Source organism: Salinivibrio sharmensis, from assembly GCF_001995985.1.
GTDB classification, from domain to species: domain Bacteria; phylum Pseudomonadota; class Gammaproteobacteria; order Enterobacterales; family Vibrionaceae; genus Salinivibrio; species Salinivibrio sharmensis.
Genome location: NZ_MUFC01000014.1, coordinates 40,111 through 66,837, shown reverse-complemented (window position 1 = coordinate 66,837; position 26,727 = coordinate 40,111). Strand labels below are relative to the sequence as shown.

The following is a 26,727-nucleotide window of genomic DNA, read 5'->3' as shown; positions in this document are numbered from 1 at the left end:
CTTTAAATATAAAAAACGGTTTTTTATAGAAAATTCTTGACGCCAGAGTGGATAAAGGTGCAATCCGTATGATTAATCGAGCCAACGGCGTGCTACTTCCATCAATAGCTTATCTTTGTAAGGGTGAGCCAGTAATGTCACGCCGTAAGGCGTGTTTTGATGCTCAAATAGCGGGATAGTGAGCTGGGGTAAGCCACATACATCCGCTAGCGCCATCAGTCGTCGCTGGGATAAGTTAAACGTATCCCCGTCTGACGCATCCGCATCACGAGGTAAAATGGCGCCCGGAGTGGATGGGATCAGTAACACCTTATCGCTTGGCCACATGGCACAAACGGTATCTCTCAACTGCTTGCGGGTTTTCTTCGCCTGATAATGCGCTTTGTAGTCAACAGTTTGTAAGCGATCTAAATACTGTTGCGTCGACGTAGGCAAATCCAGCTTGGCTTGTTTCAACCATGCACCGTACATTAGCAAAAACTCTTGGCTTGCAATCGATACTTGTGCGTTTTCTAAGCGCGAAAGCACAAGCTTATTCATGGCTAGGGTAGACTCTTGCGGTAAGCTTAAACGCTCAAGATGTTGATAGACCTGCGCCATTGCCTCATCACTGTAAAACAAAGCAAACACCGCTTCGGCGATGATCACACCTTGAATATTGGTCACTGCGGTGGAGGGCTTTGCCACCAGCTCTTGAAATTGACTCAACGGGCCAAGTGTCATACTACACACCCCAACGTTATCGAATGTCTCCGCTATGGCGATAAGCCCGCTTGTATCAACCAGGCCCGGCGTAGGTCGATACCCAAACAATCCACAATGTGCCGCTGGCACCCTAACTCCACCAAACGCATCATTACCTATTCCCAAATCTGCCAACTTTTTAGCCACCGCCACCGCAATCCCTGCATTTGCCCCACCTACTCGGTATTGCCTAAAATGCGGGTTGCGGAGCTCCGCGTAAAAAGGGTTAAAACCGGTGATACTGAAACCCAAGGGATCTATTTGAAGCTGCCCTATCAGGCTGGCGCCCTGCGCCATCATGGTTTTAACCACCGCTGCATCTTGGCTTGCGGCCGAGCGTCCTTCTGACCATGACGGGATCCCGATACCGGAAACACAGTCTTCAACGGATACCGAGTGAGACACCGCTAATTTGTGCCGTCGGAATACACCGTTAAGACTGTCTTGGCGCGGAGGTTCGAACTGATGTGCAAACATTGCTTGGTCGAGCATGGACACTGTCCCCATAAATCACGCTTATGACTTATTGATCAGTGTAATACATGGTGTGAAATCAGGCGCGCTTTCACGGTTAACCAAAGTGATACTGTGACGCGTTCCCTTACTTGCACCAACCACCTCACTATCAACTTGGTGCTGGGTGGCGTGAAGTCGCCTGGTTAATCGAAATACGCTTTATAAAGTGCTGGTTATAAATTTACCGCAGCTAAACCTGGCACTTGTCGGCAAGATTGCTCAAACGCACTTAACGTCGGCGCAAGATCGGCACTGACAAAGGTATCATCGAAAATTTGTACTTTTCGTGCCAACTGCCAACTATCCACCGACGCACCTTGTCCATAAGGGATAGCATATACATGAAAATGCTGACGCTGCGCCACATAGTCTAAATTGGGGGGCACGCGCAGCGGCTGGTACCCTTGGTTAAGATAGACATAAAATTCGCCCATACAATTAGCCACCACATACGACCCTTCCTCACTCCGTAAAGCCAAATACGGTTGCGCGGTGTCTGCGTATTGATTGATGTGCCATTGATTGGCATCCGGGCTCAGTTGAATCATGGGAGCCGCAGGCATTACAGGTGCAGGCTCAGATGGAGGCTGTGTAGCGTTTTGTGCTGATGTCGGCGTTGAGTCAGAAGGCTCGGGCGCAATAATACGCACTCGCTGCGCGGCTAGGTTTTGTTCCTGCCCCAAAACACGCTCAAGCCATTGCTGCCACGGGCCTAATGGGCTCATAAGTACCACAACTATTATCCACGAAGCCAACACCCAGCGCCATGATAGCCCGGGTTTTGCTGGCTTAAGCGTCACCGGAGTCGCTTTACGGGTCAAATCGGTTTCTAGTTTTTCGACGCGCGTCAACGCTTCTTTCAGCTCACGGTTAACCTGCGAAAGGTCTTTTTTTCGGTGGTCATGCTCGCGTTGTAACGCATGATGCTGTGACTCGAGAGACTGATGCTGTCGCTCGAGTTTTTGGTATTGCTCGCGCCATTGGCGGTTATCAAATTCGAGTTTGGCAATTTTTGCGGTCAAGTGGGCAGGGATCTGGGTATTGGCCTGGCGAGATTTTAAGGCTCGATTTTCTTGCTGCAACGCCGCAAGCTCTTTTTGCAGTCGCGCAACTTGGCTGCGCAATGCCGATTGGCTGGCGTCGCCTAGTGATTGACCGAGCGCACTCCCCTCACCTTTTCCTGACTTCACGGCTTGATAGGCTTCACTGACCAATTGCATCAGCCCCGTACTGCCTCCTTTATCTGGATGTACGCGGCTAGAAAGTCGCTTATAGCGCTGTTTGATTTGCTCGGCGCTTTCGCCAGCATTCACGCCTAAAAGTTCGTTCCACGTGGTCATGCTACTGCCCGTTATCCTATTGCTCGCTTGTCCAGATTAGCCAATTTATCGGCCAATCGGGAAAAAAATTGAGCCGCTTTGTGCCACGCTTGCCACCTTACTGCACACCCTGGCTTCGCCATGACGGCACTCGTCGCAGAAAAAAGCTCTGATTTTTTGTATTTTTCACCTTTTAAAAAGAATTATCCATCGTTCACGCCTTTTTGCATTGCATTCATATTTCTGTGATCTATCATACTTTCCGTCATGACGACGTTCCGATGAAGACAGCAGGAGAGAGGTGGCCGACGCCATCCGCCGAAGAAGTAAATCTTTCAGGCACTTAATTGTATGGACTGCTGTTGGAGGAGACTCTGGAGAGACCCGTTAGTTCGGGCGCCGAAGGAGCAAGCTTGTACTCAAGTGAAACTCTCAGGCAAAAGGACAGAGGAGATACCCACCCCAATATGTAGCACTTTTGTTAATATTAGTGTGGTCTATCTCCTCCTTTGATGTTTAAAGGGGGAATTAATGCCATTTTTTTCGCAACTACCAGATATACAAACACTTCTAGGCACCATTGACGACTGGATATGGGGTCCACCGCTTCTTTTGCTACTCACCGGTACGGGGCTCTTTTTTACAGTACGGTTAGGGCTACTCCAACTCCGTCGCCTACCGTTTGCGCTCAAACAAATCTTTAAGCCGTCGAACGCCAAAACCCAAGGGGATGTTTCAGGGTTTGCGGCGCTGTGTACAGCCTTATCCGCGACCATAGGTACTGGCAACATCATCGGCGTAGCCACGGCTATTTCTCTTGGGGGCCCAGGGGCACTGTTTTGGATGTGGCTCGCCGCCTTTTTGGGCATGGCGACCAAGTACGCGGAATGCTTGCTGGCGGTCAAATACCGCGAAGTTGACCACAAAGGCAACATGCTTGGTGGACCAATGATGTACCTGTCTAAAGGTGCCGGTAAACCCATTCTCGCCAAGCTCTTTGCTTTATTTGGACTGGGAGTGGCATGCTTTGGCATTGGCACCTTCCCACAAGTGAACGCGATTAGTAGCGCAGCGACCCACTTATTTAATATTCCAACAGCCGTTGTCGCAGCCCTGTTAACCGTGCTCGTCGCCTCAGTCACCTTGGGTGGCGTCAAATCCATTTCCGCCGTCGCCGCCAAGATTGTGCCTGTTATGGCAGTGCTTTATGTAAGCGCGTGCTTATGGGTACTCGTGGCAAACGCCGCACAATTACCACAAGCAGTCAGCCTGGTGTTTGAATCTGCTTTCAACGGCATGGCCGCAACCGGAGGCTTTGCGGGTGCCGGCATGATGCTTGCGATTCAATCGGGTATTGCACGTGGGGTATTCTCTAACGAATCTGGCCTTGGGAGTGCGCCTATTGCCGCGGCCGCAGCAAAAACGGACTCCTGTGTTGAGCAAGGCTTGGTATCAATGACCGGCACCTTTATCGATACGCTGGTGATTTGTACCATGACCGGACTCACCTTGATCCTTACGCAATCTTGGTCTGGCGAGCTTGCTGGCGCCGCCATGACCTCACATGCGTTTGCCGTGGGAATGGAAAGCCCTGTTGGCCCGATGCTGGTAAACATTGGCCTATTGTTTTTTGCCTTCACCACCATTTTAGGATGGCACTATTATGGCGAACGCTGCGTGGCTTATCTGTTCGGCAAAAAAGCGATTTATATCTACAAGCTATTCTTTATCGGCTTAATTGCATCCGGTGCCTTTATCCAATTAAACACCATTTGGATACTGGCTGATATTGTTAATGGCTTAATGGCTATTCCTAACTTGATTGGCCTATTGCTGCTACGCAAGGTGGTGATAGCGGAAACTCAAGCCTACTTTGCCGCACTAGACAGCCGGGCTAGCGCTACCAATGTACCGAGCCAAGAAACCAATGCCGTTGTTGACGCACAATGAAAGTGATTAGCGACTCGGTAAGACGTTGAACACCGAATAAAAAAGCCGACGTGTCAAAACGTCGGCTTTTCTTTTCTGCTCATTATTCGCGTTTACGTATAAAACGATTAGGCGTATTGACGCTGCGCTTCATCAATGCCCAGTTTACCCAAAATAGCGCGCGGGTTGACGAAATTACTCACCCTCACATCGTGCTCGACTTTGTCACCGACGGCGACAAACTCATAGTTCAGCGACTGTGTGGCTTGTTTATCCCACACTCCATCACCAAAATAGATTCGACGCTCAAAATGGACACCGTAATCTTGTTTAGCACGGAACGCAGCCAATGCCATCACTTCGCTGCGACTCATCGCATCTGAGCAAGACGAAAATACAATGCCTTCAACATTAAAGCCAGCGGCTTTGAGTTTCATCCGTGCGGTTTCTTCCCAGCCTCCCGTTGCTATCGCCAAGGCAACGGTCGGCATATGACGCATCTCATCAATAAATGCTACCGCGCCTGGCAACGGCTTTAATCCGTGGTTAGCAATTGCGTTGGTCAGTTTATGCGTAAATACGCGCTTGATTTCTCGAAAGAGCATGATCTTTTCACGCTGAAGATCATGACTATCAATCAGCTCTTCAATGATCCCCGCATCCGTAACATTGGTATAGCCGCCCCAATCATCCGGCACCGTAAAACCGGTGACGTCATAAACCGCTTCACTAAAACACTCGTGATCCATTTGGCAGCTGTCGACCAGCGTGCCATCCACGTCTAACATAAATAAATTTTTCACGCGCATTTCCTCAAACCCCGTTGCGTCCCACAAGCGACCGACTTGTGATTTGACTTGGCGCTTTGCCGTTCTTTGTCTGGGATACCTAACCAATACAACGGGCATTATAACATTATTTTTACATTATGAACGACTGCCGGTCGCCGGCATACGCCCATACCGACTCAGTGCAACTGGCCGCACAGGGCTTAGCGACATCAACAAAATTTTTGAACAAGTTTAACGAATCTCTATGCTGGTTTTAACGTTGGGATTCTCTACACTGAGTCTCGTAACAAAACACCATCATGTGCGATAAGCCAATCAAATTTTAAGGAGAGATGCATGAAAGCGCTGGTATTGAAATCAAGTATCCTTGGCCCCCACTCAAGCTCAAATGCTGTGATTAACAGTGTGGTGGATGAGCTGTCCCCAGACACGCTGATTGAGCGCGATCTTGCTTCTACCCCTTTGCCGGTCCTCAATGGCGACAATGTCGGCGGCTTACGCGGTGCAGATGAGCTCACTGACGCGCAACAGCAAGTACAGCAAGCTTCAGATCAGTTGATCGAAGAAATTCAGCAAAGCGATACGCTAGTCATTGCGGCACCTATGTATAACTTCACTATCCCTGTGCAACTCAAGGCCTGGATTGATCTCGTTGCCCGTGCAGGGGTGACTTTCCGTTACACTGAAAACGGTCCCGAGGGCCTACTGAAAGGCAAGCGTGCCATTGTGGTCACCACACGCGGTGGGATGCACAAAGGAGGCACGACCGACCATATCACGGGTTACATGCAGACCGTACTTGGCTTTATTGGGATCACCGACGTCGAGTTTGTTTACGCCGAAGGGCTGGCAATGGGCGAAGACACTGCAAGCCAAGCCATTGATGAGGCCAAGCAAACACTGAAACGCTTAGCGTCTTAGCAGCGGAAAACGCATGCTCGTGCGTATTCGCACGACGTAAACTCACCGACCTTACCACCTGCCTTGTCACTATAGCCTGCCTGCGTGCAGGCTTTCATTATCGATCTTCGCTGCTGATTGCCTGTTTTTATCCGCATCAGCGCTTCAATATTGCACCGGTTAGCTCAGGATTGGTGATACGCGATGCCAGTGTTACCATACTGGTTTATCGCAGGATTTTGCTCCTGCTTTCTTATTGACCAAGTTGGATTCGATTGTGACAGACGCCGACCAGCCAAGCTTTTTTTTCTACGACTTTGAAACATTCGGCACTCATCCAGGTAAAGACAGGCCTTGCCAATTTGCTGGCGTTCGTACCGACAGTGATTTTAATGTCATCGGTGAACCCTTAGTCCTGTACTGCCAACCGCCGAATGACTACTTACCGGCACCGGAAGCCTGTTTGGTCACCGGGATCACACCGCAGCTGGCACTGAAAAAAGGCTTACCCGAACCGGAGTTCATCGCACAGATCCATGCTGCCTTCTCGCAACCCAATACCTGTATTGTTGGATACAACAATGTGCGTTTCGATGACGAAGTGACTCGCTACACGCTGTACCGCAACTTTTTTGACCCATACGGCTGGAGTTGGCAAAACGGTAATTCGCGCTGGGATTTGCTCGATGTGATGCGCGCCTGCTACGCACTGCGTCCGGATGGTATTGAGTGGCCCCATGATGACAACGGTAAACCCAGTTTCAAATTAGAAAACCTTTCTGTTGCCAATGGTATAGAGCATAGCAACGCGCACGATGCGATGGCGGATGTGCACGCGACCATCGAGCTGGCGAAAAAGGTCAAGGCAGCACAGCCACGGCTATTTGATTATTTGTTAAAACATCGGAATAAAAACAAAATCAAGCACCTGATTGATGTGGTGAATATGACGCCTCTCGTGCATGTCTCTGGCATGTTCGGCACCGAGCGCGGCAACACCAGCTGGATTGTGCCCGTTGCTTGGCATCCTGATAACCCTAACGCCGTGATTACGGTCGATCTAGCCCGTGACCCGGCCCCTTTGTTTGAATTGGACGCTGATTCGTTACGCGAGCGCCTGTATACCCCGCACCACGACCTCACGGAAGGGCAGTTACCCGCCCCTCTTAAACTGGTACATATCAATAAATGCCCCGTGCTCGCGGACGCAAAAACATTACGACCCGAGGATGCCGCCCGACTCGGTGTGGATCGCGAAGCCTGCTTACACCACCTAAAAGCATTGAAAGCCGCGCCAGAATTACGCGAGAAGCTCGTCGCTGTATTTGCCGATGCAAAGCTTTTCAACAATCAGGACGTGGATACGGCCCTGTATTCAGGCTTTTTCTCCAAAAGCGACCGCAGTGCGATGGATATCATCCGTGCACGCGATCCTGAGAATCTTGCCGCACTGGATCTCAGCGTAGATGACTGGCGCATCAAGCCGCTGTTATTCCGTTATCGCGCGCGCAATTATCCGTGGACGCTCACCGAAGCCGAGCAGAAAAAATGGTTTATGCATCGACGTGATTACTTTGAAACACACCTTCCTGCTTATATGGATAACCTGCAACATCTCGCTGAACAACACCAAGCTGAGGAGGATAAAGTTCGCGTTTTAAAAGCTATTTACCACTATGTGGAATCACTGGTTGGCTAACACTGACACGGTAGCTAAAGACGCATCGCGAATACACCGACCGGTCAATAAGGCGACCTACCATCACGCCGACCTTAGTCTATCTATCAGGTTGCTGTTGTAGACTGGTTTGGTCGCCTTTTGTTTTTAACGTCATGTTTTTTAAATTATTAGCTAGCAATATTGACACACTGCCCACTTTGTCCTACCAAAAAAAAGATAGCTTGACCAGTTGCAGTTCTGTGATTTGAGTCCACACTTTTAAAAAGGATGTTGTTTGGAGTGTGGGCAATGATGACAACAAAAGTAGATACGCGCTGTTACCGCTTTCCCGAGGTTGATTTCGAACCAGAAAGCCGTACGTTATATTGGGCCGATGACACGATGACGGTTCTCTCCTACGAAGAGTCTCGTTTACTCGAGATGCTTTGCTACTATGCCGGAGAGGTACTCTCTAGCCGCACCTTATTCAAACAAGTGGCCTTGCCCGACAGCTCATTTGCCCAGCATCAAAGTGTGGTGACATCATTAATGGCCAAATCCTACCGCAACGGCAAAAAATGCCTACCGTTTGAGGTCGTCGGTGAATTTGGTTTTCGTGTGTCGCTTCCGCAGCAAACACTCGCCAAGCGTCCAGGACGAGCAGCAAACGCTTCATCACAGACACCTCCACCATCTTTAACGCACTCAACTTCCATTGAAGAGTCGTCGTTTAGTATCGCTAAACCACTCACGATCCTAGTCACAGCAGCTGCGGTCATTATTGGCATGACAGCATTACTGACTCAAGCTTAGCGTGTATGATGCCCGTGGTGCGCCACGGGCGTGTCGTGTTGGGTCGTCGTTTTCGCTGTGCCCATTTGCCCTTTTAAATCCGAGAAAGAGATAATGCCACGCTGCTATTTACCACTTTTACTGTTTATCACGCTGCTCAATCTCGCCGCTCCTACCCGAGCCACTATTGACAAAACCTATGTTGCACACCTTGGCGAACTACCTGGCTTGATCAATTTGGATGGTAGTGGCGCGTTTGTCGATTTCGTCCGCTACCTTGATAAGCAAGACCCCAGCACCAAGATTCTTATCGAGGTTTTCCCTATTCATCGAGCGATAAACAGTGTCGTACAAGGGCGAGCCGACTTTGGTTTACCTGCCGTGCGCCCGACGCGGGAAGTGTCCACCTTGCCTTTCGCCTTTAGCGAGGTGTCATTTGGCCAGGTCACTCATGTCCTTTACACCAATAGAGCGGCCCCTCTCTCGGTCAAAGAACTCTGGGCGAGTCCCTCGCGCTATACCATTGAAGCCGTTCCCTACTATATGCCTTTTAAGGTCCAACGCTCACACAGTATTAAACAATCTTTGTTGCGCTTGGCCGCGGGGAGAATTGATGGTTTCGTTTGGGCGCAAGAGGAAGCTGACTTGGCACTTAAAGAGCTAGGCTTAACCATGATCAAACGCGCGCACTTTGCGGATTTTGACGATGTCTTTTTTATCCCTAAAGGCATAGCGGGCCGAGAAATCGATGCGTATCTCACACGACTGATTACTCGCTTGCGTGAACAGGGGAATCTGATGCATGAGTACCGAAAGGTACATCGCCCCTATGTCGATTGGCAGCCATAATGCATCAACCGTATTTCGGCTCATGGACGTGTCTGCCTATGCACGCCGTCATGGTGGTCATATCAAGAGGCATAAAAACATTGATGTCACTCTAACTTTCAGCAACAAATCCACTCTTGCAAAACTTGCGTGACATTGCTCATATAATTATTGAAAAGGATTCTCTACACTGTCCTCCCGTTAACGATAAAGAAGAGATGCTATGCGAACCGCACTAACTGACGCACTGACACAATTGCCCGACGCCCTGCAAAACGTCGTCTCTGATTGGATAAATGACGCAAACTTTGGTGCTACCTTTACGCCAGAGCAGGTGGCGCAAATGGAATCCGCCAGTGGCCTTAACGGTGCCGCACTGCGTCTTGCTTTATTGCCTTTGGCGGCGGCCTATGCGGTTACTCCCATTTCTCAGTTTAATGTTGGTGCAATTGTCCGTGACCAAAGTGGCACCCTGTATTTAGGCGCAAACATAGAATTCACCGGGGTGCAGCTAGGGCAAACAGTGCATGCCGAGCAATGTGCTATTAGCCATGCTTGGACAAAAGGGGCAAAACGCCTCACCGATATTACGATCAATTACAGCCCATGTGGTCACTGTCGGCAGTTCATGAATGAGCTCAATGGCGCTGAGTCCTTGATCATCCAGCTGCCACAATCCGATCCGAAAGATTTGCACACCTATCTACCCGAGCCGTTTGGTCCTGCCGATTTGGGGATTGACTCTCGCCTATTGACCAACGAGTCCAATCAATTATCAACGGATGATATCGATATTCCATTGCTAAAAGCCGCCGCTGACGCCGCTAATCGCAGTCACGCGCCCTACTCAGGTAACTATAGCGGGGCCGCGGTTGAAACCAATGATGGCGAATTTTTCTCTGGCATGTATGCCGAGAACGCAGCTTTTAACCCAAGTCTTCCGCCTCTTCAGGTTGCATTAATTGCGGTCAATATGGCGGGCTATCATTGGGCAGACATTCGCTCTGTTGCGCTGGCCGAAATGGCAACGAGTACAGTCAGTCACCTTGCCGATACACAGGCGACACTGGATGCCATTGATCCAGACATTCCCTTAGTCTATTCAACCTTATAAGCGCCATGTCTGATTAATCCGACGCTCGGGGGGATTTCCGATCGCCCTGAGGTCGGTTTTACGCTACTATCCGTGCGTCTTTTTTCGGATTATCTCGGCGATGAAACAAGTTCATAACCCACTCCAAGGCGCAGCCTGGATGCTGACCGCAGGCCTGTGTTTTGCCCTCGTTAACAGCCTGTCTCAGTACGTTAGTTTTAAAATGGGCTTACCCTCTACCACGGTTGCCTTCATTCAATACGCCATCGCCTTGGTGGCGATGATCCCCTGGTTGAAGCAACTCGGGATCCGTCAAGCACTCAAAACCCAGCATCTTGGTCAGCATTGTCTGCGGGTGTTTATCTCCGTGATTGGCATTCAACTATGGCTGTGGGCGCTGGCCTACCCAGTGCCCATTTGGCAAGGGATTGCGCTATTAATGACCTCACCGCTATTCGCAACGGTAGGCTCTGGGCTGTTTTTACGAGAGCGAGTGGGGATCGCACGCGGTCTTGCGACGCTCGCTGGGTTTTGCGGCGCCATGATTATCCTCGAGCCATGGTCAAATGGATTTACTTGGGCCACCTTATTACCGGTGGGCGCAGCGTTTTTCTGGGCTACCTACTCCCTGATGGTGAAGCGCCTTTCCGCATACGACCCACCGACCACCATGGTGGTCTACCTGCTCTTGTTGATCACGCCCTTTAATTTGCTGCTCGCGGTGCCTGATTGGACGTTCCCCCAGGCATCAACCGCTTGGTGGATGCTGTTTGGCGCCGGCATACTTACTGCCCTCGCCCAGTGGGCTATTGCCAAGGCATATGCTGTTTCCGATGCCTCTTTTGTACAGCCTTTTGATCACGCTAAACTCCCCCTAAATGTTCTTTTCGGATGGTTGGTGTTTAGCTGGGTACCACCCGGTCGATTGTGGTTAGGAGCGGGTATTATTATTGCAGCGGTCTTTTTTATTACTCACTGGGAATCTCGCCAGTACACACAAACTCAACGTAAACCCGCTTAACCGATTATCTTGTATCCTACCCGCTGCCAGCTGCACTTTGAGAGTCAAAACAATGAAGGGGTCTATCGCCCCCTTCATGAATAACACCAAACGGTCACTGATACGTACTAGTCAGTTGCCTTAATTAGCCACACCTGCTCACCGCGCTCACCGTCTGGCTCCGTATGCGTCTCTAGCAACGCAATGTCTAATCCTTGGAACGCCTCTTCTACCACCGCCGCGTCAATAGAGAACGGCGGTGTGTCATCCGTTTGTGGATAAAATAAGGTGATCAGCAGTAAACGCCCCCCAGGTGCAAGCAAGGTTCGAATATGGCTGACATACTGAGCACGCATAGCAGGCGGCATGGCCACCAAGGCGGCGCGATCATAAATCAATGGCATAGGACTCAGGCGCGCGGTAAAGAAGTCGCCATTAATTAGCTCCAGTTCATCAAAACAATAGTGCACATGCCCTGACGGTGCGCGATAAACCTGAGGGGTATATAGGTTTTCCGAGAAAAAGGCACGCACTGCGATCTCACTAAGCTCGACACCAATCACATGCTGATGTTTTTCAGCAAGCCAGTTGAGATCTATCGATTTACCGCATAGGGGGACCAATACAGGCTCGTCACTTTGTGGGGCCAGTGATGGCCAGTGGCGGATAAGCATCGGGTGTACGGTATCGCGGTGAAAGCCTATTTGATTTTCTGCCCAGCGCTGATGCCAGAACTCTTGTTCCATGCTCTCTCCAAGGTGATAAAAACGATGATTTTAGCAAGTTATTTCCCCAAACTCATTAACGTCGAGACTCAGGCGCGTTAGCCGCTATTATCGATCTTGATCACAAACTAGCCACTGAGTGGCTTGCGAGTGACGCCACAAAACATTACTGTTTAAACATACAGCATTGATTATATATACAGGTGTTTTATGTACGTGACGTCCAATGTGTCAAATCAAGCTAAGGCTCAGTCTCCCGCGCGTGTCACGCCATCGTCTTGCTATCATGCTGCCTTTACTGCCGCAACACAGGTAAACGCGCACTGGCAAGCGACCTTACGCGCGATTGCACTGCAAGCACGCCAGCCCAAGTGGGTCACGATCATCAATCCACCTCGCGCTTTAAATGCGGCACAGCTTAGCCTTTGGGGTATTAATGCGAATCAGGTACGAGTGGTTCATCGCCAAGCAGGGTACGATGATGAAGCGCTTATTGATGCAGCGTTAGCGGCTGACACCTCATGTGCCATTATCGCCTTTACCCCAACAGCTAAGCCGTTCAATTACTGTGAGCAAAACAAACAAGGGATCGCGCGCGTCGATCCCACCTTCATTCAGCGTCACTAATTCACGCAGTATCAACAAGTTGGGATCACGAGTGATTAGGGTTGAGGATTAATACTTGACGATAGCGTTAGGCGAACCCATTCACGGTTCTCATTGCTGTACTCAATTTGCGCATCGGTTTGCTGGCTAATCGCTTCCATCTGCCGATATTCAAGGGCATAAGGCATTAAAATCGTTAGCTCTTCAATGCCTTGTTGACGCGCAAGACGTGCCAGCTGCACCAAATTGGCCGTATCGGTGTTACGGACCGACATCACGCGAGTGGCTTGCTGGTATAGCTGCTCTTGTGCAGAAAGCGGTGAAGTTCCCTCACTGGCCTGGTGTTCAAGCACAGTCGTAAAGATGGGTAATAAACTGCGAAAAATATCGGTAAACGTCCAGGTTGGTTGCTGACTCTCACACAAAAAGTGGGTGTAGTCGAACACGACTTCTGTGGGCGCTTTCAGCTGGGTTGACAGCACATCCATGGCTTACCTCCAGACAGAAAATGAAATAGACACTCCCACTATAGGCAGTTTCAAACATATGTCTGGAAGATCGTACAGTATTTTGCGCTTGATCATGCTTTAGCTAAGGGAATGCGCAATAAAGACAAACTTTATTAGCACAATAAAAACAACTATTTGATATTAGAAAGATTTGTTTACTCTTACATCACAATGCGGGAAGGAAATCAGACAAGACGATTGCTGAGTCGGGTGAACATCCGCTTACGCATGAAATCTCATCATCAAACACGTAAGCGGATGCGCAAAGGGATCAGCAAGCTTTGTAAATCACCTTGTTGGCGGCGACTTGAACACGCTCAACGGCGCCTTCTTCGGTCAGCTTTTTCAATGCACCTGTTGCCCAAGACGCTGCTTTGGTGTCTTCTTGACCAGCCGCAAGGCCAATCCCTTTTGGATTAATTCCTTCAGGGTTTGCTTGAACAATCTCTAAAACCTGCTGCTGTTTCGGCGTCAGTGAAGACGCTGTGTTGGCAGTAGATACCTTAGGCGATGTTTCTACCGCAGGTTTTGCAGGCGCAACCGGCTTGGATTTAACCGGACGCTGACGCGCTGGCGATGATGCCTTAACACGCTTGTTGAGTTTAAGTTGTACCTTACGCTTGTGAGAGATTTTCATTCAATCATCCTACTCCGAAGCACTACGTTCAGGCGCGCTGAATGCAGCGGGTGAAAAACAAAGCGCGTGTTATACCAAATTTCTGCTCGCTTTTGTAGGTAACCGCCCCCTAATAGACGCAAAGATCGTGATATTCAGCGATAAATGTTTACTAATTCAGTAATTATTAGGCAAACTAATCAGACACATTGCACGTATATTAGTCTTCGAAAGATATCGAATAGGCGTGAGTCGTCATCTTTCTCTCGCCATTGGAGTGGATGCTCATGGATGCCTTGAAAACGATCAAAATCTACCCGCCTCAGTTTGAAGCTGCACGTTGGAGTATGTTGGCGGCGATGGCAGTCGCCTTCGGCTTGATCTGTTTTTTTCTCGTCCAACCCACCTTGTCGATAGGTCAAGGTTTGCTAGGGCTGATTGCTATTATCGCCATTTTTTATGCAGTTAATCAGTTACTTCAACGCGCTCAGCTATCTTTTTCTCTGTCGTTTATGCATTTACAACACCATAGCTTTCGTGGTGGCTGGGCGCTGAAATGGCGAAATATTGAAGCCATTGGCATTCCGCACCTCCACCGGCAAGGGTTAGGTGAACCACTTCCATGGGTTGGTATTAAGATTAAGCGTTACGATGCCCTTTTGGACAGCATCAGCTTACGAATGGTCACCCACATTGTGATGACGCAACGTGCATTGCTCATTACTGCGTATCGGCGAGGCGATCACAAACCCAGCAAACCGCTGGAAGATATGATGTTTGATGACACCCCCTATAGAGGGAAAAATGGTGTGCTATATAAAGGCTTGATGGCTATGTTGGCCAACCGAATGCGCTACACTCGGGAGCTGCTCGGGTATGATTTGTTTATCAGTGAAGACTTACTTGATAGGCCACTAGAAGACTTTGTCGGCGTCGCCCGGCGCTATTTGGCCGCTGCCAGTGGTGATGACTAAAAACCAGCCTTTAGCATGAGATAGCAGCAAAAGGCCGGTTGTCCTCGGCAATATGTTAGAACGCCCCAGTCAAAAATGGGTTCGTTTTCCGCTCATGACCCAAGGTCGATGTAGGGCCATGGCCAGGGATAAAGGTCACATCATCCCCAACTGGCAGCAAGGTGTGTTTGATGGCGTTGATCAAGGTGGCGTGATCTCCTTTGGGAAAATCAGTCCGCCCGATACCACCGTTAAACAGCACATCTCCTACCCAAGCGGTTCGCCCTTCCAAATCGACAAACACAATGTGGCCTGGGGTATGTCCAGGGGCAAACAACACTGAGAGCGTACTATTGCCCACGGACACGGTGTCACCTTGCTGCAGCCACTGGTCAGGATCAAACGGCTCAGCGTGCGCGAAACCAAACATTTGCGCCTGTGCCGGTAACGCTTGTAACCAAAAAGCGTCTTCTTTGTGCGGTCCCACCACAGGGACATTCAACGCGCTAGCAAGCTCAACAGTGCCGCCAACATGATCTAAATGGCCATGCGTTAGGAGGATTTTCGTCACCGTCACTTCGAGCGAATGAATGACTTGGCGAATTTTAGCAATATCCCCACCGGGATCCACGACAGCCGCCTGTTGCGTTTGGTCGCACCAAATAATGGAGCAATTTTGCTGAAATGCCGTGACTGGCACAATTTCATAATGCAACGCCATGGAGTTAACCTTCTCTTTGTCTGTTCAGTGACGCAATAACACGTAATCCGTGACACGCCCTCAGGTTTTCAATCGTCAATGTGCGCCTCACTATGCCACGCTGTCATCAGTTTGCAACTATGCTGCCAAGGAGGTGTCACTTTTGCTCTCTAGGCTAACGTCAGGATATCTGGATAAATCAGATACGCATTTTTGCATGCAGGGTTGCTTATGTTAGATGTTGATAAAGTTCTATCGTCTCATTATCCCCAACTAGAACAGCGTGACTGGCTAAAACGTCCCGTCAGTCGAACCCTTAAACGGTTACTTCATGAACAGGAGTTTCAGGCCTTTGCCGAGCGGTATCCTCATCTGCAAGGGTTTGAGTTTGTTGAGCAAGTGCTCGACTACTTTAACTTTAGCTATCGGGTGAGTGATCGCGAGAAAGAACGGATTCCCGAATCAGGGCGGGTAGTGATTATCGCCAACCACCCTATCGGCTCGCTGGATGGGTTAGCGCTGTTAAAACTGGTGCGCTCTGTTCGGCCGGACATCAAAGTCATTGCCAACGATTTATTGATGCAAGTTAAACCGCTCCACGGTTGCTTGTTGCCGGTCAACAATATGGGTGGGTATACCCCGAAACAGAACCTACAAAACATCACTCAGTGGCTGGAAAGTGACGGGGCAGTCATCATTTTCCCCGCCGGAGAAGTATCGCGGGTTGCGCCAACCGGGATCCGTGATGGCGCCTGGCATCCAGGCTTTTTACGCATGGCAACCAAATCAAAAGCGCCCATTCTCCCTATTCACGTCCAGGGCCGCAATTCAGCCCGTTTTTATGGCGCGTCGATGGTGTACAAGCCGCTCTCTACCCTGTTGCTCGTCGAGGAAATGTTTCGCCAAGAGAACAATACCATTGCTTTTACCGTCGGCGAATTAATCCCACACCACAGCTATAGTGCTACCGCCTCCCTGCCCGTCAAAACACGCGTTAAGTTATTCCATAAGCACTTGTATCGTATTGCCAAACGCAAACCTGGCTTGTTTCCCACAGAGACAGCAATCGCCTCTCCCGAGCCTCGTTTAGCGCTTAAACAAGCCCTCAACGCTGGCCAGCAACTCGGACAAACACCTGATGGCAAACTGATTTACTTACTCGACTATCAAGCAGACTCCCCTGTCATGCGCGAGATTGGACGATTACGTGAAGTTGCTTTTCGTGCTGTGGGAGAAGGCACAGGTCAGCGACGTGATCTCGATAAATATGATCAGCATTACTGGCATTTAGTCCTTTGGGATCCCGCCGAACTCGATATTGTGGGCGCCTACCGCTTATGTGACACCCAAGCGACGCTCACCGCCCAAGGGCTTGATGGGATCTATAGCGCGAGCTTATTCGATTTTGAGCAAGGCATGCAGCCGTATCTTGCACAGGGGCTGGAGCTGGGGCGTAGTTTTGTGCAACCTAAATATTGGGGCAAACGGAGTTTGGACTATTTATGGCTTGGTATTGGCGCTTTGCTCGCGCAAAAGCCACAGTATCGTTATCTGTTTGGTCCAGTCACCATCAGCAACGCCATGCCACAGGCGGCTAAAGAGTTGCTCATTTTCTTTTACCGTACCTACTTTACTGGCGAGAGCGAGTGTGCACGCTCCAAACGCCCCTTTGAACTGGCAGACAGTAAAGAAAGCGAGCTTCTGGGTCACTTCTGCGGGAACGATTACGCCAAAGACCTTAAACAACTTAAAATGCTACTCGATCACTTGGGCGTTGGGATCCCCACCTTGTACAAACAGTACAGTGAGTTATGCGAACCAGGTGGTGTCCAGTTCCTGGACTTCGGTGTGGATCCTGACTTTGCCGATTGTATTGATGGCCTTGTTTTGGTCGATCTTAAGCGCTTAAAACCCAAACGTTATCAACGCTACATTGCCCCTCACCTGAGCCACCAGGCTAACGCTGATACTTCTCGTTGAGATAACGATAATGGCGTGACTCGCCGACACCGACATGAAGAGGGAGCCGCGGTTATACACGGCTTCCTAGTGACTATTGCGCTTGCACCGCCACAGAATGACGCTGCTGGGTTAAATAACTGGGCTTTTGTGTGGTGATCTTCCGTTTTGCGGGGACATCATAGGCGTACACATCATCACGAAAGGCCACCTCCCCGTCATCCGTGACCCAAGCTGTCTGGTAAATGGTCTGTACCGCTAAACGTTTTTTGAGCGGTACCCACTTGGTCTGGGTTCTATCAATATAGGACTGGTAGTCAGTCAGCTGCTTACCCGATAAATCCAATAATAAGTCCGCCAGTTGCTCCGCTTGCTCGACACGGATGCAACCGGAGCTAAATGCACGCCGTGACCGGCTGAATAAGCTTTGCGCTGGCGTATCATGCAGGTAGATAGCATTACGATTGGGCGTGTTGAATTTGTATTTTCCGAGGGCGTTGCCTCGACCTGGTGCCTGCTGAAGCCGGTAGGGAAACCCGTCGACTGACACTTTTTGCCAATCAATCGAGCTAGGGTCAATCTGGGTGTCACTTTGCCAATTGGGCAAAATACGATATTGATGCTGAGACAAATACTCGTGCCCATCAACCAGCTTGGGCAAGATATCTTTTTGCACTATGCTCCGAGGCACATTCCAGCTTGGATTGAGTACCACAGAGTCGAGTCGTGACGAGAACAGCGGCGTGCGTCTAGATTGACGTCCGACTACCACTTTGCTCTCGAATACATTCTGATCGTTAGCCCACAGACGCATACGATAATCTGGGATGTTAACCACAATGCGATCCGGTTGCTGCTGGGGCCATAACCGTAACCGCTCGGCATTAAGCGCCAGCAGCCGGATACGCGCCGACGCATCTAAATTAAGCCATTTCAACGTTGATGGGCCAATGATGCCATCCACACTCAGTCCGTGTTGTGACTGAAACCGTTTAACGGCATCGAGTAGATCGCCACCATATTGCACCGTTTTACCATCCAGTGCCTCTAACCGTTGACTGTCCCCCCAATATCCCTGCACCCGCAGGTTATCAACTAAGTTGAGCGCCAAGGGGATCGCTACCGCTTGGTCAGGGTAAATCAATCCATCGCTGGTCACGCTGGGCCACACTGAGCGGGCTTGACGTTGCAAGCGAACAATCTGCTTAATCAGCGCGGTATATTGCGGATGCTGTGGCCGAAGCTTGCGCAGAAAAGCGGGCAACGCCGGCCCCAAACCCGCTTGAAAAAAGGACGCGCGCTGAGACTCGGATGGCTCGGGCAGCGGCGTGTGATGCAAAGAGCCAAAAAACCAGCGCATACCTTTATCGGACACCGCATCCAGGTAACTCATTAAGGCATACGCCGTGTCGGTAGCAAAAATATCATACGCGGTGTCGCTACCCTGCTGGCGGAGTTGGCGAAGTTGCCAGGCGCGCCACTCAAATTCCGGACTGAAGCTGGCCAATGAAATCACATTAACTTGCGTTGCCAGCTCATCCCGCGCTGCATCCTGGGTCCAAAGCAGCGAAAACCCATTATCGAGGTAGTCTTGAGCCAGCGCTGAGGAGTAGGCCAAGACAGTGGCATCGGGGGCTGCCGATTCCAACCAGTCGCGCGCATACTGATAGGCGCGTTGACGATGATCGTCAGCCGACAGAGTTTGCTCAGCCGACGCCGCTTGATCTGAGCTCGAGAGCGCCGAGGTGGATGGTGCCAGAAACCGCATACCACCGGCCTCGAGCGTCTCATTTGCCATGACGGGGGTTACCCAAAAACAAAATCCTATCAGAAGGTTAGCCAACCAGGCACCGTGCCTTCTCACCATACGCCCCTCCTCATCCATTCTTTAATTATGGCAAATTTTGCCCCCGTCTCGACAAAATCATCGACTGATTTTTTCTCGCTCCCCACACCGCACTGAAACAAAAAGCGGCAGCCTCTCCAGACTACCGCTCTTCACGCTACCACGCTTTCATTACACCAGCGTTATCCAATGATTATCCCATCGTACTGGCGTCATCTGATAATCGGGATGGTGTGCGCTATCAAGGGTCACCATTTTGCCGCCCCCTGAACTTAAATTGATCACATCACCGTCACGGCTGGCACCAGAGGCATCCACTAATGGATGCAAACCTATCATATTTTTCGTGTCTAATGACCAGACACCGTAGCAATTGCCTCTGGGCGAGGTCGCCACTACCCAGCCATTGAGTGTCGCGATACTCGCCACATAGTTGTTAAATCGCGCCCATTGCTCAGGGGTGGCATTGAGCATTGTCATCGGCTCACCACGACGGTGAATGGCCACTAAGGGGGCATTATCCTGACCATGGTATTGCTGCCCCGTCACCACATAGCCCTCATTTGATACCATCAAATGACGAATACTCAGCTTTTTGTTGGCTAATTCGGCACGCTCAACCACCTTACCCGTGTCGATGTCGATGTACACCAACGCCGGTGACATTGAATCGATGTTTAGCACAGTGCGGCCATCGGTATGCATGCCACCGACCCCCACCACCAGTGTGTTCGTATCCGCCAGCGCGATTTCATGAGGACCAATCCCAAAGCCGCTTATCTCACGCACTTTTTTCACCTGGCCGTGCTCGCTCAGTCGATAAACACCGACCACGCCCTCGCTGGTTTGACGTTTTCCTTCAGTGGTATATAACCATTGGCCATCATCAGAAATCACACCATGGCCATAAAAGTAGCGTTCTGCGCTGACCGCTACCTGTGACAACGTCACGCCACGTTGATAATCAAACACCTGCATAAAATCACCCGGGCGTCGCGCAAACGCCACCCCAAGCGATCCAACTTCTCGCCGCTGAGCTGCAACACCGTGCCCTCGGTCAGGTAAAGGCAACCGAAACAAAGGCTGCCCGTTTCGATCAGCACCAACGACCGTAAACGAACCATCACTGCTCAGCGCGCAGCCGAGTAACTCGCAACGGTCGGCAGTAGGATTGCCACGACAACCACTCAACGCATTCACCACTGTAGGCAGCGCTGCGCCCATCAGAGCCGCTTTTAATAGGCGGCGGCGCTTTAAACTAGTCTCCATCTGATGCATTAAACCCAACGATAATACCTAAATCTTGTGCGACCTGGCCGCCAAGCACCAATTTGAGATACTCAAGATTATTGTACACAGTGAGCATGTCACGGTACCCCGCAACGCTATTTAACCTGTCAAATAAAGACTCACCATCTTGTGGCACGCTGTTATACGCCAACTGCCAATGCTCGCTGACACGATCCGCGACCTCATCATAGCCTCGCTCACGGAGCGCTTGCTCAATGCCGCCTTCAGCGTGATATTGAGTTTGCATCGCTTTGATGCTTTGGCGTAACAGTGTGAGAGAATGCCGCGAGCGCCACGCTTCCCCTTGGTAAGGGTTAGGAAAGCCCGGCTTACCCAGAGGGCCAGACAGTTTCTTCAGCACATAATCCAGCTGATGGGTCAGCGCACCGAGCTTTTCTGACACCGCCATCGAAGGCGGCATGCCACGCCAAGGGTTGTGCTGCCAAGCCGCATTGAGCGCGGATGCCGTTTGTTGCAAGCGAGCACTGACCGCCATCGCTACTTCACAGTGCTTCGGTTGACTTAAGTCAGCTTGCTGATCATAAAGCAACCACTCCATCGCGCCGACGCCTTGCACGGCCACACTTTGCTCAGCCAACGCCTCCGCGGTCCACTGTGTATCACTGGCAAGTAAAGCGTTTATTTTACGCCCAGTGGTGTTCTTTTTGTCAGGATAAAACTGAATACGCCAACTTTGCGCCAAGGCGTCCTCAGACCCTTTTTCTACCCCTTGTAACGGCATCCAATTGGCCATCACTGTCTTCCACGCTTGGCGCGCATCATCAATGGGCGTACCCTGAGTACAGACCGATTGCGTGGTTTTAGCTAGATCCGTGGTCGCAGAAAGAAACTGCTCACTTCGCTGCTTTTGTAGTTGCCATAGGCCATGATTAGGCCCAGTCTCGGTTTGAGATAGGCACCCACCGAGAAATACCGTGGCGCTCAGAGAGAGCGCAGCGATAGGATTGAGTCGAAAACGCATGCGACAAGACTCCAGCATATTGTTGTTATAAGGAACGTAAAAACGCGATTAAGGCATCACGCTCCGCTTTCGGCATCGCCAGCACGCGCTGTTTCGCACTGGCGGCTTCGCCATCATGCCATAAAATGGCTTCCATGAGGGTACGCGCGCGACCATCGTGCAGATAGGTGGCATCCGCATTCACTTCTTTGGTGTATCCAATGCCCCATAAAGGCGGCGTTCGCCACTCTCTGCCGTTGGCGATAAACTCCCCTCGATGATCAGCTAGCCCCGCTCCCATATCATGCAACAACAAATCCGTATAAGGATGAATACGCTGTTCGCTCAGGGCACTAAGATCGGGGCGTTTTGCGGTAGTAAACGACTCAACATGGCACGCATTGCAGCCGGCTTGAACGAAGGTATCTTGCCCCTTTTTCACTGCCGGATCCTGCATATTGCGACGCGCTGGTACCGCCAAATGACGGGCGTAAAACTCTACAAACCCGAGGATATTGTCGCTGACTTCTGGATCACCACCATTGGGCATCTCGTCGCACACAGACTGTGACGGCATACAATTGTGATGAGGAAACATGGAGGTGGTTAATCCCACATCGCCATTGAAGGCCGCCGCGTTTTGTTGGTTAACCGTGGGTAGCCCTGCCTTCCAACCAAACCGGCCAAGCGCCGTACGCTGCTTTTCGATATCCCACACCTGGTTGGGTCGTCCTGAGATCCCATCACTATTGGCATCATCAGGATCAGCCAGTGCGTATATGTCTTCCGCAGGGATAGATTCCAGCAATCCCAATCCAATCATGGGAGGCGCAATCCGCGCCGACATCTGAACATTTTCAGCCATCGGCCCATAATTAAGATCGGTAACCGTTAAATGTGGCTGACGCAGAGTGACGGTCTCACCATCGGCAAAGGTCACGGGGACGGATGAATAGGTGATGGCGACCTTTCCTTCTGGCTTCGCGCCTGGCAGTGCAAAGTCTTGCAACTGCCCGCCGTAGTTTGGCTCGGGAATATTGCCATATTGGATCAATTTCTGCCGTTCTGCTTCGCTCATTGCAGGCACACTCAATCGCACCAACATAGACACGGCGTTGGGATCGCCAGGAGAAGGCGGATGCCCACGGCCGTCTTTAATATGACAATTTTGACAGCCATTGGTATTGAACAAAGGGCCTAAGCCATCTCGCGCATCGGTTGAAGCCGGCGAGCTCACCCAGGGATTACGAAAAAAGCTGTTCCCCACACTGAAGTCGATACGCTCGCTCATGGGTAGGTTAGCGGCAGGTTGGGAGAAAGCGTTGGCACCTTCTTTAATCACCGTGGTGCGGCCACCAGAGGTGCGTTCAAAAGCAACCGCTGACGCGCTCACCAAGGCACTGATGCCGATTGCACCGAGGTAAACAATGAATTTGGACTTCATGTTGTATCCTGACAAAGCAAAAAGCCCCGCGGCACGGGGCTTAACATCATTAGCGGACAATTAGAATTGATGGTCCGCGGTATCTGGGTTGAGATTATCAATGCCGATAATTTGAGCGGCTTTCTCAATGTGTTTGGTTTGGTCAACCAACGCCGAAATAGAGGCATTGACGAGTTGGTTACCGTCATTGTTGCCCGCTGCTATCAATTGATCAAAATGCACATTGTCTTCTTCCGCTGACACGACCAGCGTTTTTACTTGCTCACGCGCCTGCTCAAAGCTTTTCTTGATCGCGTCTGCCGCTTCGGTGTTTTTGTCCTCTACCAAATCTAGCACCGATGGCCCTGTCAGCTTGCTGCCGTCAACACGCTGGTAAGAGCCCATCATCACGTTATAGATGCCCTGCTCATTGTAGAAATGCGAGTTATGCGTGTTATCAGAGAAACAATCGTGCTCATCTTCTGTTGAGTTGGCTTCCAACGCAACTTTCATACGCTCACCCGCCAATTCACCCAGAGAGAGAGAGCCCATACCAAACAGCATTTTGCGTAGGCCATTTTCGCTTGAATCGGCAAGTAGGCTCGCACGATAGTTGTCTTTATTACCTTCCGCCCACTGATCGCGCATCCAGGCTAGATCATCAACCAAGAGAGCGGCGGCCGCTTTCAAGTACGCGCGGCGACGATCGCAGTGGCCGTTCGTGCAGTCTTCCCCGTAAGCAAAGTCTGAGTATGGGCGTTCACCCGCACCTGGATTGGTGCCATTTAAGTCTTGCCCCCACAGCAAAAACTCAATCGCATGATAACCGGAAGCAACGTTGGCTTCTGACCCGCCTACCTCATTGAGACTTGCCAACAGTTTTGGCGTAATCTCAGCCACATCTAAATCGGTCGCACCAATTTGAATACTCTGGTTGGCAATAATGTTTGCTGTCGCACCGGCATTACCCAGTTCGGCTTGATAACCGTCTGCCACATAATCAATCAAGCCTTCATCCAATGGCCACGCGTTCAGCTGTCCTTCCCAATCATCAACAATCGCGTTGCCAAAACGGAACACTTCTGATTGCTGATAAGGGACTCGCGCGTCTAGCCATGCTTTTTTTGCTGCCTGAAAGGTTTTTTGAGAGGGGCTGGCAGTAAAAGCCTCAATGGCCTCATCCAGCGCGACCGCGGTCGCGTGGGAGTCTGCGAATACCGCATGCGCGATATCTGCGTAATGTTCAACAACGTCTTCTTGCGTCGCCGCATTAACACCCAGAGGTGCGGCAAATAAGGAAAGCGCAATAAGGTTACGCTTAAAAGGGGTCATTTCCATGGTACTTTGTCCTTCGCTTTGATATGAACAGTTATGAGAACTATTATCGTTTGTATGCGAGAGATTCTAAGCATTATGTTACTAAATGCAACAAAGAATTGAGGCTATTATCAAAGCTGTGATCTCCACACTCCAAGCATGGTTGATGCAACTTGTTGCAACGCTGATCCGACCTCTTGACTGCTTAAATTGATGACTATATGGCACTTTTTGCGCCCGCTCACTGAAACAGCTAAAAATAACAATAAATTAGATTTAATTTGAACTCTAAGAGTTATAATAGACTGAAAGCACATTGATTATTTGATAGTGAAAAAAAACATAAAAAGTCGATTTTTCTCTCGATGCCTTTGCACTCCAACCGCGGGTATTGTAAGTTTCGTTGGCGATTTTTTCTGGTGGAGGTGAGTAAATGGAAAAACACGAAGAAGTACTGGTTGCGCTGCGGCAAATCATCCGCGCAATAGACCTGCATTCACGAAAACTTAACAAAGTATCCGGGATCACTGGCCCCCAACTTGTCCTAATGCGTGCGATTAAAGAGCTGGGCCAAGTGACCATTCGTAAGCTCTCGACCCATACCAATATGAGTCAAGCAACGGCAACGACCATTCTTGATCGTCTTGAAAAGCGCGGATTAATTTTGCGTGTTCGCAGTGAGCTTGATAAACGTAAAGTGCATGCCCACTTGACCGAGCAAGGGGAAGCGGCGTTAGAACAAGCTCCCAAACCCCTACAAGAAAACTTTATTTCACGCTTTCAAAGTTTAGATGAGTGGGAACAATCGTTATTGCTGTCATCGGTACAACGTATCTCTTCGATGATGAACGCCGATGATATTGATGCGGCACCGCTGTTAGAAGTATCTGCCCTCACCTCGCATAACTCACAACTCCAAGCAAAAAAATAATGGTTTCCGGCGGGTAAACAGGATGTCTCCACCGGTCCACCTGCCTACTATGGCGTAGTAAAAGCAAGTGGCGTATTAAAAGCAAGGGACGTTCGCTTTTTGTCGCCATCAGTCTCATACACTGGCTCTGCATGCGACAGCAAGTCGCACCATTTATCGTATAGCACTTTCCACTCATCCGTTATCAATACGCCATATTGCCCCTATTCCGTCACCAAACTATCAACAAAAAAGACGGCTAATAGCCGCCTTATTGATTGAGAGTCAGTCGGTTACACACTGTTCTTTAAGGTACATTGTGTCCTTTTGACGCCACCCATATCCGGTACCATTGCTCACGCGTGAGTTTGAGGTCATAAGCCGCTTTGGCAGCTTTAACGCGCTCAATGTTGCCCGAACCGATTATAGGTAAAGGTTGAGACGGATGGCGCATGACCCAAGCATAAATCACCTGATCGATCGTCGCGCCACCGAGCTCTTCGCCAATAGCATGCAAGGTATCACGTACCCGTACAGCCTGCTCAGACTCGCCGTTAAACATCTCACCGCCTGCAAGGCAAGACCACGCCATCGGTTTAATACGCAACCGCTGCAGCTGATCCAGGGTTCCATCATGAACCACATCAAACCGTAGCGGGTTGATTTCAACTTGGTTGGTCACCAAAGATTCATCCCAACGAGACTGAAGCAGGTCGAACTGTGCAGGCGTAAAGTTAGACACCCCAAAGTGCGCCACCTTGCCGTGATGACGTAGCGTGGTGAATGCTTCAGCCACTTCATCCGCATCCATCAACGCGTCAGGACGGTGGATCAGTAACACATCTAGTTTTTCCACACCCAAACGAGACAACGAGTTATCGACCGACTCCAAAATATGCCGGTAACTGGTATCGTAATGGTTGATTTTACGGTTTGGAGCCGCCTCACTGACCAACTTGATATCGCATTTCGACACCACCTGAATATCATCTCTTACACTTGGGTCAAGCTTGAGCGCCTGGCCAAAGAGTGTCTCACAGCGGTAATCGCCGTATATGTCGGCATGGTCGACCGTGGTAATACCTAGATCAATATGTGCCTTAAGAAAACTCAACCGTTGCTGCGGCGTCATTTGCCAATCGTCCAGTCGCCAGTAGCCTTGCACCATGGGCGAGAAAAACGGACCGACCGGAGAAATAGATGTAGCTTTAAACTCTGACAAAACGCATCCTTTATGCCGAGAAGTGGAGCTATCATGCTAATCCTATCTTCCGATACCCTCAATGCCTACCGAGTATTTTGTTAGACCAACGGGGCGTACGTTTGTTTTCGCTCAAAAC

24 protein-coding genes and 2 riboswitches are annotated in these 26,727 nt (G+C 50.3%); of the genes, 11 read left to right on the top strand and 13 right to left on the bottom strand.

The features are described from left to right. Window positions 1–72: 72 nt before the first annotated feature. On the bottom strand, window positions 73–1,236 hold the full coding sequence (locus BZG74_RS12480; RefSeq protein ID WP_162274020.1) for an amidase family protein: 1,164 nt from the start codon (window positions 1,234–1,236) through the stop codon (window positions 73–75). Between the two features lie 197 nt (window positions 1,237–1,433). Beyond that, a complete protein-coding gene (locus BZG74_RS12475) occupies window positions 1,434–2,600 on the bottom strand; it encodes a DnaJ domain-containing protein (RefSeq protein ID WP_077772897.1) in 1,167 nt (388 codons plus the stop codon). Between the two features lie 260 nt (window positions 2,601–2,860). Beyond that, window positions 2,861–2,948, top strand: a riboswitch (glycine riboswitch). Between the two features lie 3 nt (window positions 2,949–2,951). Continuing rightward, window positions 2,952–3,029, top strand: a riboswitch (glycine riboswitch). Between the two features lie 81 nt (window positions 3,030–3,110). On the opposite strand from BZG74_RS12475, the gene BZG74_RS12470 reads away from it, so the two are divergent. Then, a complete protein-coding gene (locus BZG74_RS12470; protein WP_077772896.1) occupies window positions 3,111–4,529 on the top strand; it encodes an alanine/glycine:cation symporter family protein in 1,419 nt (472 codons plus the stop codon). A 107-nt stretch (window positions 4,530–4,636) separates the two neighbouring features. On the opposite strand, the gene BZG74_RS12465 is transcribed toward BZG74_RS12470, so the two are convergent. Beyond that, complete coding sequence (locus tag BZG74_RS12465) at window positions 4,637–5,311, bottom strand: HAD family hydrolase (protein WP_235605759.1); 675 nt, start codon at window positions 5,309–5,311, stop codon at window positions 4,637–4,639. A gap of 324 nt (window positions 5,312–5,635) precedes the next feature. Here BZG74_RS12465 and BZG74_RS12460 point away from each other — a divergent pair, with 324 nt between their 5' ends. From BZG74_RS12460 to BZG74_RS12435, 6 genes are all read left to right on the top strand, one after another. Further along, window positions 5,636–6,220, top strand: coding sequence for an FMN-dependent NADH-azoreductase (locus tag BZG74_RS12460; protein ID WP_077772894.1), 585 nt, complete (start codon window positions 5,636–5,638; stop codon window positions 6,218–6,220). Window positions 6,221–6,476: 256 nt separating this feature from the next. Beyond that, on the top strand, window positions 6,477–7,898 hold the full coding sequence (sbcB, locus tag BZG74_RS12455) for an exodeoxyribonuclease I (protein WP_077772904.1): 1,422 nt from the start codon (window positions 6,477–6,479) through the stop codon (window positions 7,896–7,898). A gap of 270 nt (window positions 7,899–8,168) precedes the next feature. Continuing rightward, window positions 8,169–8,672: a hypothetical protein gene (locus tag BZG74_RS12450; protein WP_077772893.1), complete on the top strand. Its 504-nt coding sequence runs from the start codon at window positions 8,169–8,171 to the stop codon at window positions 8,670–8,672. 93 nt (window positions 8,673–8,765) lie between these two features. After that, window positions 8,766–9,500 (top strand): ABC transporter substrate-binding protein, encoded by a 735-nt coding sequence (locus BZG74_RS12445; RefSeq protein WP_077772892.1) that lies wholly within the window; start codon window positions 8,766–8,768, stop codon window positions 9,498–9,500. Between the two features lie 202 nt (window positions 9,501–9,702). Next, window positions 9,703–10,593 carry a cytidine deaminase gene (cdd, locus tag BZG74_RS12440; protein WP_077772891.1) on the top strand — a complete coding sequence of 297 codons (891 nt, stop codon included), beginning with the start codon at window positions 9,703–9,705 and terminating at the stop codon, window positions 10,591–10,593. A 100-nt stretch (window positions 10,594–10,693) separates the two neighbouring features. Then, complete coding sequence (locus BZG74_RS12435; RefSeq protein WP_201247386.1) at window positions 10,694–11,593, top strand: DMT family transporter; 900 nt, start codon at window positions 10,694–10,696, stop codon at window positions 11,591–11,593. Between the two features lie 107 nt (window positions 11,594–11,700). Here BZG74_RS12435 and BZG74_RS12430 read toward each other — a convergent pair whose 3' ends face one another. Next, window positions 11,701–12,318 carry a thiopurine S-methyltransferase gene (locus tag BZG74_RS12430; protein WP_077772890.1) on the bottom strand — a complete coding sequence of 206 codons (618 nt, stop codon included), beginning with the start codon at window positions 12,316–12,318 and terminating at the stop codon, window positions 11,701–11,703. A 195-nt stretch (window positions 12,319–12,513) separates the two neighbouring features. On the opposite strand from BZG74_RS12430, the gene BZG74_RS12425 reads away from it, so the two are divergent. Next, the gene (locus BZG74_RS12425; RefSeq protein WP_131825638.1) at window positions 12,514–12,924 is read left to right on the top strand and encodes a hypothetical protein; all 411 of its coding nucleotides are present in this window, start codon (window positions 12,514–12,516) and stop codon (window positions 12,922–12,924) included. Between the two features lie 35 nt (window positions 12,925–12,959). On the opposite strand, the gene BZG74_RS12420 is transcribed toward BZG74_RS12425, so the two are convergent. Beyond that, window positions 12,960–13,391, bottom strand: coding sequence for a hypothetical protein (locus BZG74_RS12420; protein ID WP_077772888.1), 432 nt, complete (start codon window positions 13,389–13,391; stop codon window positions 12,960–12,962). 292 nt (window positions 13,392–13,683) lie between these two features. Further along, complete coding sequence (locus BZG74_RS12415; protein ID WP_077772887.1) at window positions 13,684–14,049, bottom strand: MarR family transcriptional regulator; 366 nt, start codon at window positions 14,047–14,049, stop codon at window positions 13,684–13,686. A gap of 266 nt (window positions 14,050–14,315) precedes the next feature. Here BZG74_RS12415 and BZG74_RS12410 point away from each other — a divergent pair, with 266 nt between their 5' ends. After that, complete coding sequence (locus BZG74_RS12410) at window positions 14,316–15,002, top strand: DUF2982 domain-containing protein (protein ID WP_235605758.1); 687 nt, start codon at window positions 14,316–14,318, stop codon at window positions 15,000–15,002. Between the two features lie 55 nt (window positions 15,003–15,057). Here the strand turns inward: BZG74_RS12410 and BZG74_RS12405 are convergent, their stop codons facing one another. Beyond that, window positions 15,058–15,702 (bottom strand): MBL fold metallo-hydrolase, encoded by a 645-nt coding sequence (locus BZG74_RS12405; protein WP_046073157.1) that lies wholly within the window; start codon window positions 15,700–15,702, stop codon window positions 15,058–15,060. A 210-nt stretch (window positions 15,703–15,912) separates the two neighbouring features. Between BZG74_RS12405 and BZG74_RS12400 the strand changes: the two genes are divergently transcribed. Beyond that, window positions 15,913–17,661: a GNAT family N-acyltransferase gene (locus BZG74_RS12400; RefSeq protein ID WP_077772886.1), complete on the top strand. Its 1,749-nt coding sequence runs from the start codon at window positions 15,913–15,915 to the stop codon at window positions 17,659–17,661. 73 nt (window positions 17,662–17,734) lie between these two features. Here BZG74_RS12400 and BZG74_RS12395 read toward each other — a convergent pair whose 3' ends face one another. The 5 genes from BZG74_RS12395 to BZG74_RS12375 form a co-directional block, all read right to left on the bottom strand. Next, the gene (locus BZG74_RS12395; protein ID WP_162274019.1) at window positions 17,735–19,438 is read right to left on the bottom strand and encodes a L,D-transpeptidase family protein; all 1,704 of its coding nucleotides are present in this window, start codon (window positions 19,436–19,438) and stop codon (window positions 17,735–17,737) included. 219 nt (window positions 19,439–19,657) lie between these two features. Then, window positions 19,658–20,755 (bottom strand): DUF1513 domain-containing protein, encoded by a 1,098-nt coding sequence (locus BZG74_RS12390; RefSeq protein ID WP_077772885.1) that lies wholly within the window; start codon window positions 20,753–20,755, stop codon window positions 19,658–19,660. Next, window positions 20,745–21,758, bottom strand: coding sequence for an imelysin family protein (locus BZG74_RS12385; protein ID WP_158020654.1), 1,014 nt, complete (start codon window positions 21,756–21,758; stop codon window positions 20,745–20,747). Before BZG74_RS12385 ends, BZG74_RS12390 begins: the two co-directional genes overlap by 11 nt. 25 nt (window positions 21,759–21,783) lie before the next feature. Continuing rightward, window positions 21,784–23,181: a di-heme oxidoreductase family protein gene (locus tag BZG74_RS12380; RefSeq protein WP_077772883.1), complete on the bottom strand. Its 1,398-nt coding sequence runs from the start codon at window positions 23,179–23,181 to the stop codon at window positions 21,784–21,786. A gap of 60 nt (window positions 23,182–23,241) precedes the next feature. Next, window positions 23,242–24,498, bottom strand: a complete 1,257-nt coding sequence (locus BZG74_RS12375) for an imelysin family protein (protein ID WP_077772882.1) — start codon at window positions 24,496–24,498, stop codon at window positions 23,242–23,244. Window positions 24,499–24,910: 412 nt separating this feature from the next. Here BZG74_RS12375 and BZG74_RS12370 point away from each other — a divergent pair, with 412 nt between their 5' ends. After that, window positions 24,911–25,408, top strand: a complete 498-nt coding sequence (locus tag BZG74_RS12370; protein WP_077772881.1) for a MarR family winged helix-turn-helix transcriptional regulator — start codon at window positions 24,911–24,913, stop codon at window positions 25,406–25,408. Between the two features lie 286 nt (window positions 25,409–25,694). Here the strand turns inward: BZG74_RS12370 and BZG74_RS12365 are convergent, their stop codons facing one another. Further along, a complete protein-coding gene (locus BZG74_RS12365) occupies window positions 25,695–26,555 on the bottom strand; it encodes an aldo/keto reductase (protein WP_077772900.1) in 861 nt (286 codons plus the stop codon). Between the last annotated feature and the right edge of the window lie 172 nt (window positions 26,556–26,727).